The following is a 7,943-nucleotide window of genomic DNA, read 5'->3' as shown; positions in this document are numbered from 1 at the left end:
GTTGTTTTAAATGCATACATAAAAAAACAAATGGCTGAAGAATTGGGGTTTAATACAGTTCAAAGTTTAAATAACAACATCAATAAGCTTGTTAAAGAAGAGATTATGATTAGAAAAGGAACTGGAACTTATGAAATGAATCCATTTCTATTTGGTAGAGGATCTTGGGACAATATTAAGAAGATTAGATTCCAAGTAATCTTTGAAGAAGGGAAAATCAGTCAAAAAGCAGATTTTGATTATAAAGATGAAGTTGCTATATCTCATGAAGAAAAAACTACTGATTAGACATAAGTTCTTACGAACTTGAGCAAACTACTCATGATGTCAGATAACATCGTCCTAACAACAAATGTATGTAGAAAAAACTCCCAACCGGCTGTGGAGTTTTTTCTGTTTTCACCCTGTATATGATATACAAAGGTAGTTAACATAATCACAATTATAGGAAATAAATAATGACATCTTATCTAATAAGATGTCATTACTACTGAACTTAAACACTCTTTAACGTATTTTGTTTAACTGACTCATTTTTATATTTCTCCTGGAACTTATTTAACATAGAAATGTTCGTTTGAACAGGAAGGTTTTTTGCTATATTCATAAGGGTTCGAACATTTTGGACCTATTTCTCATATTGTATTAGGTATTCATAATTTATGGCCCTAGAAAAGGGGAGGAATCAGCTTTGCAACCTACAGAGAAAGTCAGGGTTAATATACCATTTCCATCACGATGGGGTATCCATGCTGAGATAGCAGGTAGACCGATGGTTTGGGGTGTGCTTATTATTAACTCCATTACAGGTAACAGAGTAACGGGTACAATTAATTTTCGTGGCACTCTTATTCCCATTAATGGATATTGGGATGAGAGTGCCAAACAAATCAGCTTTGATTCACCTTATGCCACATATTCTGGTAACTTAACTATGTTTGATGATTCGACTATTAGAATTCGACATCTTATTTTAACTGGGCGAGTTATTATGAAACCACCTTCTTTATTAGCAGGTAGGAATGGAACTTGGATTGCTACGACAGATACAACTCTCATAGGACCTGCCGTTACCAACAGTGACTTGCCTCCCGTTGGGGCCTTTCTAACATCAAATATACTCCATAGTGGACTTGAACGTTGAGGAAATCCCTTAAAAAATGAGAGTGTTTTAAAGGGGAGACTTACCAATAATTATTGGGGTAATCAATTATATAAGGGCCGAATAAAATATAAACTTATATACCCTAAACAACTTAAAAATAAAAAACTAACTTTTTTCTCACTCAAAGTTAGTTTTTTATTTTTAATGATATAGAATAATACAGCACTTTATAAAATTATAGGGAATTTTTAAAAAGTATTATAAATGTTTTCGCATGTTTCGGCTTTTGGTTGATAAAAGCAATGAAGCTTATATCGAGCAACAAGAGGTTGTTTGTACCATGTTGAAGGGCACTTTTGAGGAGGTCTGAAATACCATAAGCTATATTTTGCAGGCCAACTACGTTCTCCTCTGACAGATCGACGTGCCAAACGTTTTTCACTTTCTCGTGCTCTTTGATAGAAATAGCCTTTTTGAGTAGCTTCAAATGCATGGGGTTGATAAATCATTTGTGGAATGGTTCTCAGTCCTTTAAAATCAGAGCAATTTGCTCTGATTCGATTAATTCCTACGTTTCCTATAAGAAGCATCCCTTGTACACCCTCACCTTCACCTTCTGCTCTAAGTAATCTTGCTAGAAGAGCGATATCTGAAGTTGTAGCTTTAACAACTGCCATAATTTCACCTCCAACAATTATGATATTTCTTTATAGCTTGTATAATGTTCTTTTCACTATTTCACATCTTATAATTAGCCCCCTACTCTTCGATAACAGGATACCCCATTACTATGGGATGAAAGAAGTAGATTTTTCCTCTTTCTATACATACATTCCTGATAACGAAGCAAACTACCTAAGACGCCGTGAGGCATCTACGGACTTTCTTATTCGAATTTTACACAGAAAACTTCCTTAACGCATTGGGGGAGTTTTTCTGTTTTCAACCTGTATATAATATACAGATCTAGTTTACATAACCACTCTTTCCGGAACACAACCCAAAAAAGAACCCTTGTCGCAGAACGGTTCCGCCGAGGGTTCTTTTTCCGGAGTATGCAGTTTTTTATACATCCTTGATATAACAACTATTTTCTTTCAGGTGATTGAAGAAATGATGTATAAAAAGCTCACCTTTTATACATATGCTCAAGGTTGTCCTATATTGCCTTATTTATAAATTTGTTGTACAATTATTCTGACTACTTTTATGATTTGTAATGTTGTCAAACCCTTTAAAATAAAAAGGCGCCTCTCTTACCACACACTTAAGAGGTGACTTTTTATTTTGTTAACAAGAAAATATAAAAAGCTGTATCACAAGATACAGCCTTAAATAAAAAAAACATCTATATACTTAAATTATCTAAAAATTTCATTGTTAAACTTGGTAGAGTTTGCTATGATTAAATCAATTACATGATCGGAAAATCAAAAAAGGCAAAGCGTGTTGTCGAAGGGGTCGGATCCTTCTTCAACCGTCCACCGTGCACAACCCACGGTAAACACCTGCTTCACCTTTTCTTTAGTGTAATTCTATGTTCATTTTACGATAGAATTACATGAAAAACAAGGGGAAGTTCTATACTCTTTTATCATTTTAAAAGACGTGTTTACCTGTAAAACGGTATCACGTCTTTTTTCGTTTTTCATAAAAGGGAGCGAATGAAAATGGCAAAAGAAAAAATTGAGATTATCGCAAGTGTAGAAACATATAAAAATTTATCAAGCTTCGAGTCTATTGATACCCTAAACGAAACTGTACGGTCCTATATAGAACGTTTTAAGGATCAGTTGAATAAAACCCATGTTGCTGTATTAAAAGTCTTACATGGCTATTCAGCGAAGCACCTAGGAGTTTCTTTCTTAACGAAAAGAAATATTGGTAAACTGGTTGGTAAAAGTCGTGCTACTATTATTCGTGTGTGTAACCATTTAGAGAATCTCGGCATTATTAAACAATTAGAAATGAAACGCAGTAGTGACATGAAACAAACAAGTAATGCCGTTATTATTCAACCAATTCAAACAGAAGAATCTGTAAAAGAAATTAATCAAATTGAAGAAAATGCAACACAAGAAAGCTCAAAAATGCAACACCAAAAAAACAAAACCTTTTTAAAACAAATACATAATATTAAACATCTAAATATGAGTAAAGAAACATCTAAACGTAAAGCTTATATAAAAATGGTTCCTAAAAGACTTCAACAATATCAAGCATTCTTTGGTAATCAAATTAAGTCTCTATACGGACGTATTTGGCTTGCAATGAAGAACTTTGGTGTATCAGTTGATAAATCTATTATGCAAGAAATCGCTCATATTGCTTTTGATAAACTTGTAGATTACATAAAACAGGGACGTAACCTTTCTACTGAAGAATTGCACAAATTAGCCTACACTATTGCTTATAACCAACTTTCAGAACGTGACGACACAAAAGCAATGGCCAGCTTTGTAGATAGTTTTATTGAACGAACTAAACATCTTAAAAACCACCCTCTACATTCGAGGGTATAAGGTATGGCCTCTTAATCAAAGAGCCCCTTTATAACAGTAATCTAAGACTAGACTTCTTGAAAATTGATATAATCTCAAAGTGAGATGGCCGTCGTTCATCACGGCAAGTTTTAAATATATTCGTTTGCAAGCTCTTTAATTGAAGGGCTAATATAATGTCATGACGAATGAATTAGAGAGGGGGCATGACGTTATGTCTGAAACGAATAACTTTGTTTATAAGACTGGTGAAGTTTTAAAGAGGTTAGACCTAAAGGATTCTGTCTTCAAAAAGTACATTTTTAGCCTTGAAAAAGAAGGGTATTCTTTTCGAAGAAACAATTTAGGACATCGCCTTTTTACAGAGGAAGACATAAAAGCTTTGGAGATGTTTTTAGAGCTAATTAGTTATGACGGTATGACCATTGAGTCTGTAGCAAGGAAGATAGGCACGGCCAACAAGAAGCAAATAGAGACGATGGGTCATGATGTCATGCTTGAAAACGGCACAGATAGTCATGACATCATGACTGGAAAGGATTCTAGTAGTCATGACGCTATGACGCTAATGAATGTACTTTTAAAAGAGCAAGAGCAGCGTTTTGTAAGACTTCTTCAGGAGCAAGAACAAACATTTAAAAATGAGATACAGACTATTAAAGATAATCAAACTCAAGAAGTTTATGAGCTAAAAAAAACATTGCTTGAAAGAATGGATGACGATACAGGAACTGAAAAAAGAGACGAAATCCTTATTCAAGTTATGCGGGACATCAGAGAAACCAAAAAAATGTTGGCTGCTTCCCAGGAAGAACTCAAAAAGAAATGGTGGGAGTTTTGGAGATAGCATAAAAGCCTAATTTATATACATGTCAGCTATAACAAAAAATGGGGTGATGGAAAATGAGAATTAAATTTGAAGAGCCAGTTACACCTGAACTTATTGCCAGTACATTACAAGGTTTGATGGAGCAGTATGAGGTAACTTTTTCAAAAGCAAATTTATATATCAATTTCCGTAATGCTGATGGAGAGCTAGTGACGTTAGTCGATAGTAATGGGGATGAGATTGAGGGATTTGTAGTCAAAAAACCGAAAACTCAAAAGTCAAAAAAGAAAAAAACGACAGACAATCTAGTTGAATTTCCAAATAAAGAACGAGAAGTTGATATTGAATAGTATAAGAACTACAAGGTTTCAAATTGGTTATTTTAGTTTGAGTAGTTTGTTCAAGCTAAAATAACCAATTTGAAACTCTATAAACTTACATTGTAAATTATTCTTCGGCAGTAGCTACTTCAGCTGCTGCTTTCTTTTTTTCTTTTACAACCACATCATGATGCAAAATCTTATCTTTATTTTTTCCTACATAAGATTGCAGTGCCTTCGCAATCTTTTCTGCTTCTTCTTCACTTTGAATCTCAAAGGATTTCTCAAAGATTGCGCCCACTTGAATAAGTCTTCTTGTTCTCTCTTTTCTTTCTTTTTCTTTTTTACGCGCTTCAACTTGTTGTTTCTTCGCTTTCATCTTCTCAATTTTCTCTTCTATCTCCTGAAGAATTTCCTCATCTGTTCGCTTCTTTGGCACCCATCCCCATCTCCTTTATCTGTTCTCTAATGTTTAAATTGATTATATCAAAAATTGAGATAAATTGGTATCCTTAGCATAGATTCTCTCACCAGGATATGATATAATTCCCTTAGATCGAAGAGATAAGGGCGCACTTATACATCGTACCGATGTGTGCGGTTCCTTCGGAACGAAAAGACAAAACCAAAGATCCATTCGCCTAGATGGCGAATTTTATAAAATCTGTTTGCCTATCGGCAAAGATGAAACCACCATCTGACACCTTTGGTGTTCATGATGCTGATTTCATCCAAATCATTGATTAGCGCACATTGTGCTCTCATCAACTTATTCCTAATCCACTAACCCATTCTCAAGAAAGGAGGAAAGAATTATGGCTATCTACCATCTATCGATGCAAATCATCAGTCGTTCAAAAGGACAATCGGCTGTTGCTGCAGCTGCTTATCGCAGTGGCGAAAAACTACATGATGAACGTACAGACGAGCAAAAATTTTATGCTCGTCACGCACAGCCGGAAACCATGATTCTGACTCCTACCAATGCACCAGAATGGATGAAAGATCGGAACCGTTTATGGAATGAAGTTGAAAAAGTAGAGAAACGCAAAGACTCACAATTGGCACGTGAATTAAACATTGCGTTGCCAATTGAATTGAATCACGACCAACAAAAAGAACTCATTCGATCTTTTGCTCAAAACGAGTTTGTTCAAAAAGGAATGGTTGCTGATATTGCTATCCATCGCGATGATACCAATAATCCGCATGCTCACATCATGTTGACGATGAGAAATCTGAATCAAGATGGGTTTAGCAAAAAGAATCGTGACTGGAATGCTGATTTTGCCAATGTAAAAGAGAACAACCGTGGGTACGTCAAAAACAGCGAAGGCTGCTTATCCATTCGTGAACAGTGGGCAAGCTATGCCAACAAAGCCTTGGAACAAGCTAAAATCAATGAGCGTATCACTCATCTTTCTCATGAAAAGCGTGGACTCGAAACCTTGCCTATGGTTCACTTAGGCCATGTCGCACATGACATGGAGAAGAAAGGGAAACAAAGCGAACGCGGTCAAGTCAACCGAGAGCGCCAAGAATACAATCAAGTTGTTATTGATTTACAAGCTTATCGCCGTCAAAAAGAAGCTCATGTCCAAAAAATGAAAGAAAAAAAGAAGCAATTTAGCTTCTCTACAGATGTTGAAAAAACCTATATCCAAAAAGCTGCATCTCTTTTAGATCAAAAAGTCATTTCCTTAGACGATATTTCAAGACGCCAGAAAGAACTACGTAAAATGGCGGATCGTCATGATCCGATTGAACGCCATTTTCATGTCCAACAACAGCAATTCTTGAACGTCAACAATTACTATGACCGTCTGAGAGCCTTAGAGCGTGAAATTAAGCAGAATGAAGAAAAAGTAGATGAACTCAAGGGATCACTTAATCCGTTTAAGCTGAAAGAAAATAATATGATGAAACGTCGTTACCTTGATAAAATATCTGATTTAGACAGTAATAAAGCAAACTATGAAAGCAGCATCGAAGAATATAAAGAATCCCTTCGTTTTTCAAATGAAGAAGAATTCTACCAACGCTATCAAGAGTTCTCGCAACAAAAAGAGAACCGCATGCATCAAATTAAGTATGAAAAGCAACAGATCCGAGTAGAGACAAAAACTTTGTCACAAGCAGAAGAAGCCATTAAAACGGCTAAAATTCGTGAAGTAAGCTCTCACTATCCAGACTTGAAAACAGCTGGAAACTATTTAAGTTATGAAAATGCATTAAAACTAGAAAAACATATAGATATGGCCAAAAAGACTCCAGTAACGTTAGAGGTCATTAAAAAAGCAATTAAAAATCAAAAAGATGACTTATATAAACTAAGGAAAGATCTAAAAATCTTTCAAATCGAAAAAGATCATCTAGATAAAATGAAGAGCCAAGTTACTAACCTTGAAAAATCAAAAAATGAACTTGATAAATTAAATAATAACCCTGGTGAAGCAGCAAAACGCTTAGTTTCAAAGAAAACACGTCAACACTATGAAGAATTACAACACGAAGTAAATCACTACAGGGAGAACCTTAAGGAAAAAGGATATAAAGGACTAGATGATTTAAACAAGCGACAAAGCGAAATTAGAGGACTTGAGCAAAACGTAATACCAACTATAGAAAAGCAAATAAAAACTAAAGAAAACATCATAGGAACAGTCTCAGGCATCTTTAATGCGATTCAACAAGCTACTCGCAGTGAAGAGCAGGCTCAACAAAGACAGCACCTTAGAAGGTTCAGAAGTAGCTCTATAAATAGAAATAAAAGTCAAGGTCCAGATCTTAGCCGTTAATCATTAAAAATTGCCTTAAGGCAATTAGAACCAACTTTAAGTTGTTTTAGCGCTTTAAGGTTTATATAATCACATATCCTACATATTCTCTTTACTATTTGTACAGTTTAAAAAAGAATGTTAAAAATCTGGAGGTAAAGAGAATGCAAAATGGAATGAATCAATCTAATACACAACAATCGCCTAATATGGCACCGCAGATGAATCATGGCGGCCATGAAATGTTTGACATGCATGAAATTCTAGCTGGTTTTATTAATGTGCTGGATCAATATCAACTTTTTGATCAACATATTCAAGATCAAGAATTAAAAGATATCTTACATCATCAATACGCGTTTATTACAGATGTTTATAACATCGCTGTAGAAGCTATTTCAAAGACATATC

General features: G+C 34.9%; 7 protein-coding genes and 2 pseudogenes. 7 read left to right on the top strand and 2 right to left on the bottom strand.

Annotated elements, in window-relative coordinates:
* Together OK414_RS29595 and OK414_RS29590 are read left to right on the top strand one after the other, a co-directional pair.
* A pseudogene (locus OK414_RS29595) lies at positions 1–288 on the top strand (hypothetical protein); the annotation flags it as partial.
* Between the two features lie 484 nt (positions 289–772).
* Entirely contained in the window at positions 773–1,144 is a 372-nt protein-coding gene (locus OK414_RS29590) for a hypothetical protein (RefSeq protein ID WP_234943166.1), read from the top strand.
* 209 nt (positions 1,145–1,353) lie between these two features.
* On the opposite strand, the gene OK414_RS29585 is transcribed toward OK414_RS29590, so the two are convergent.
* A complete protein-coding gene (locus tag OK414_RS29585) occupies positions 1,354–1,782 on the bottom strand; it encodes a cell wall hydrolase (RefSeq protein WP_034656318.1) in 429 nt (142 codons plus the stop codon).
* Between the two features lie 993 nt (positions 1,783–2,775).
* On the opposite strand from OK414_RS29585, the gene OK414_RS29580 reads away from it, so the two are divergent.
* The 3 genes from OK414_RS29580 (at position 2,776) to OK414_RS29570 (ending at position 4,785) form a co-directional block, all read left to right on the top strand.
* A complete protein-coding gene (locus tag OK414_RS29580) occupies positions 2,776–3,627 on the top strand; it encodes a helix-turn-helix domain-containing protein (RefSeq protein WP_182031410.1) in 852 nt (283 codons plus the stop codon).
* 193 nt (positions 3,628–3,820) lie between these two features.
* A complete protein-coding gene (locus OK414_RS29575) occupies positions 3,821–4,453 on the top strand; it encodes a DUF3967 domain-containing protein (protein ID WP_182031408.1) in 633 nt (210 codons plus the stop codon).
* Positions 4,454–4,509: 56 nt separating this feature from the next.
* On the top strand, positions 4,510–4,785 hold the full coding sequence (locus OK414_RS29570; protein ID WP_182031406.1) for a hypothetical protein: 276 nt from the start codon (positions 4,510–4,512) through the stop codon (positions 4,783–4,785).
* A gap of 97 nt (positions 4,786–4,882) precedes the next feature.
* Here the strand turns inward: OK414_RS29570 and OK414_RS29565 are convergent, their stop codons facing one another.
* Positions 4,883–5,194: a hypothetical protein gene (locus OK414_RS29565; protein WP_264363576.1), complete on the bottom strand. Its 312-nt coding sequence runs from the start codon at positions 5,192–5,194 to the stop codon at positions 4,883–4,885.
* 376 nt (positions 5,195–5,570) lie between these two features.
* On the opposite strand from OK414_RS29565, the gene mobQ reads away from it, so the two are divergent.
* Together mobQ and OK414_RS29555 are read left to right on the top strand one after the other, a co-directional pair.
* Positions 5,571–7,553: a MobQ family relaxase gene (gene mobQ / locus OK414_RS29560; RefSeq protein ID WP_205664578.1), complete on the top strand. Its 1,983-nt coding sequence runs from the start codon at positions 5,571–5,573 to the stop codon at positions 7,551–7,553.
* Between the two features lie 143 nt (positions 7,554–7,696).
* Positions 7,697–7,943, top strand: a pseudogene (locus OK414_RS29555) (spore coat protein); the annotation flags it as partial.

The sequence above is a fragment of the Priestia sp. JV24 genome (assembly GCF_025910025.1).
In the GTDB taxonomy this organism is placed as follows: Bacteria; Bacillota; Bacilli; order Bacillales; family Bacillaceae_H; genus Priestia; species Priestia megaterium.
The sequence above is the reverse complement of the archived record's forward strand: the minus strand, read 5'-3'. Positions and strand labels throughout refer to the sequence as shown.

What these genes read in the sequence shown, in the direction of transcription:
- OK414_RS29590 (WP_234943166.1), top strand. Translation starts at nt 773, where the DNA reads ATGGTTTGGGGTGTGCTTATTATTAACTCCATTACAGGTAACAGAGTA.
- OK414_RS29585 (WP_034656318.1), bottom strand. Translation starts at nt 1,782, where the DNA reads ATGGCAGTTGTTAAAGCTACAACTTCAGATATCGCTCTTCTAGCAAGA.
- OK414_RS29580 (WP_182031410.1), top strand. Translation starts at nt 2,776, where the DNA reads ATGGCAAAAGAAAAAATTGAGATTATCGCAAGTGTAGAAACATATAAA.
- OK414_RS29575 (WP_182031408.1), top strand. Translation starts at nt 3,821, where the DNA reads ATGTCTGAAACGAATAACTTTGTTTATAAGACTGGTGAAGTTTTAAAG.
- OK414_RS29570 (WP_182031406.1), top strand. Translation starts at nt 4,510, where the DNA reads ATGAGAATTAAATTTGAAGAGCCAGTTACACCTGAACTTATTGCCAGT.
- mobQ (WP_205664578.1), top strand. Translation starts at nt 5,571, where the DNA reads ATGGCTATCTACCATCTATCGATGCAAATCATCAGTCGTTCAAAAGGA.